The organism is Phocaeicola sp. HCN-6420 (assembly GCF_037890145.1).
Classification (GTDB): Bacteria; Bacteroidota; Bacteroidia; order Bacteroidales; family Bacteroidaceae; genus Phocaeicola.
The window spans coordinates 1-2360 of sequence record NZ_JBBKBJ010000062.1; the positions used below are offsets into that span (position 1 = coordinate 1).

Consider the following 2360-nt stretch of genomic DNA (forward strand, 5'->3'; position numbering starts at 1 on the left):
TTTATTTCATTTCAGTGTACGATATTTTATCCATGTCTCCGTAGTCAAGATTTTCTCCAGCCATTCCCCAGATAAACATGTAGTTGCTTGTTCCGGCTGCTGCATGGATAGACCATTCGGGCGACATGATTGCCTGTTCATTGGCCAGCCATACCAGTCTTTCTTCCTGTGGTTCTCCCATCAGGTGGCAGATCATGTTTCCGGGAGTCAGGTTAAAGTAGAAGTATGCTTCAATACGTCTGGAGTGTGTGTGAGCAGGCATTGTGTTCCATACGCTTCCGGGTTTCAGTTCAGTCAGTCCCATCTGTAACTGGCAAGGACCTTCTTCGAGCACGTTGCTTACAATCAGCTGGTTGATTACACGGTCATTGCTTTCCTCCATTTTGCCTGCTGCAAATGAATTTGCCTTAAGGGAACCCTTGCGTCCATCCAGCGTGACGAGCTGTGTTTTGTAAGACTTGTGGGCGATTGCCGAGTTCAGGTAGAATTTGGCAGGCTTCGAAGCATCCTTGCTTCGGAATGTAACTTTCTGGTTTCCTCTTCCTACATAAAGGGCTTCCTTGAAGTTGAGGGCATATTCCTTGCCGTCAACCGTTACGATTCCTTCTCCTCCGATATTGATAATGCCCAACTCACGGTTAAAAAGGAAATAAGGGGCTTTCAGTTGATCGATGGTGTCAAGTGTCAGTTCCTTATTTACAGGAACGGCTCCTCCAAAGATGAAACGGTCGTACATGGAGTAAGTCAGGTTTATCTCATCGGCTACCATTACTTTTTCCATCATAAAACTGCTGCGCAGTCTTTGTGTATCGTATGTCTTTACGTCCTGCGGGTTGCATGCTACCTGCATGTGTACGCTGGATATCTGGGCGTTTGCGCTAACGAAAGCCACGCCAAGCATCATTGCAATAGCTAACTTTTTCATATGTTCTTAATTTTATATTATTGTATTATTGATTTGTTCGAAAATAATTATTTCTGTCGGCTTTCCTTGATTATCCGTCTTCTGTTGAAAATGGCAAGTGCCAGTGTGCAGACAACGAGTATGGCGGATCCTACAATCTTCAGGTTGTATACCAGATGGAAAATAATCCATGAGAACAGACTTGAAGCGAAGTCGAGTGCGCCTCCTTGAAATCCTTCAGGTATCTTTACAGCCGAGTCACCGGTCTTGGCAAATACGTCCTGTGCAGCCTGTGTGAAGAACGGAGCAAGATCGGTTACAAAGTATAGTCCGACTATGAGTGCTACCAGTCCGATAATGAAAGTTTTCAGTACATTACCCTTTGTTATGGGTAAAACTGCGGGAAACAGGTAGAACATTCCAGCCAGTGAAGCCAAAGGCAGGAACTGGTTACCCGGAAGGACAACGGAAAGGAAGAGCGTTACCGGAATAAGCAGCAGTGAAACAACCAGTGTTGTAGGATGTCCGATGACGAGCGCCGGGCTCATACCGATATTCAGTCCGGCAGCATTCTTGAACTTTCTTGCAATAAGTTCACGGGTAGCATCTGAAATGGGCCGCAATCCCTCGATAAAGAGTGAAGTGATACGCGGGATAAGCTCCATAACTGCTCCCATCTTGATGCCCAGTCCCAGAATGGACGGGATGTTGTCTACCAACTCCTTACTGTTTTCACAGGCAAGTGCTCCGATGGCACATCCTACAATTACTCCAAGGAAAAGCGGCTCTCCCATGATCCCGAATTTTTTCTTCATGCCTTCCGCGTCGATATTCAGCTTTTCAAATCCCGGAATTTTGTCGAGTGCCTTGTTTATCACTACGGCAAAAGGTACGAATCCCTGGCAGAACGGTTGTGGAATAGATATTCCATCCATCTTTTCATAGTATGTCTGAAACTGCTTGCTTGTCAGGTCTGCCATGATCAGTGTGATAATGTAGCAGATGATTGCGGCAAAAAATCCCCACCAGATACTGTCCGAAGCAAAATAGACTACTGCTCCGATGAATGCAAAATGCCAGTAATTCCACAAGTCGATGTTGACGGTCTTCGTCGTTTTGGTCAGCAGCATGACTATGTTGACTGCCAGACATACCGGAATGATGAATGCTCCTACTGAAGTATTGTACGCAACAGAGGCAGCAGCCGGCCATCCCATATCGAAGATTCCAAGACTCAGTCCATAGATTTCGGTTACTTTTTTCAAGGGATCTCCCAGACTGCTTGTAAGCAATGCTGTTACTACTGACAAGCCAACGAATCCAACTCCTACGAGTAAGCCGCTCTTCAGGGCTTTGCCAAATTTAATACCGATGCATACTCCTAAAATAGTAAAAATAATAGGCATCATCACCGCTGCTCCCAGACCGATGATATAGCTAAAAACTTGTTCCATAA

The 2360-nt window shown here is 45.5% G+C and carries 2 protein-coding genes; both read right to left on the reverse strand.

Translation table 11 applies throughout. The annotated features are described in order from the left end of the window. Position 1 precedes the first annotated feature (1 nt). Entirely contained in the window at positions 2–925 is a 924-nt protein-coding gene (gene kduI / locus WKT12_RS16320; RefSeq protein WP_021971302.1) for a 5-dehydro-4-deoxy-D-glucuronate isomerase, read from the reverse strand. 47 nt (positions 926–972) lie between these two features. Then, positions 973–2358, reverse strand: coding sequence for a PTS galactitol transporter subunit IIC (locus WKT12_RS16325; protein ID WP_340320316.1), 1386 nt, complete (start codon positions 2356–2358; stop codon positions 973–975). Positions 2359–2360 lie beyond the last annotated feature (2 nt).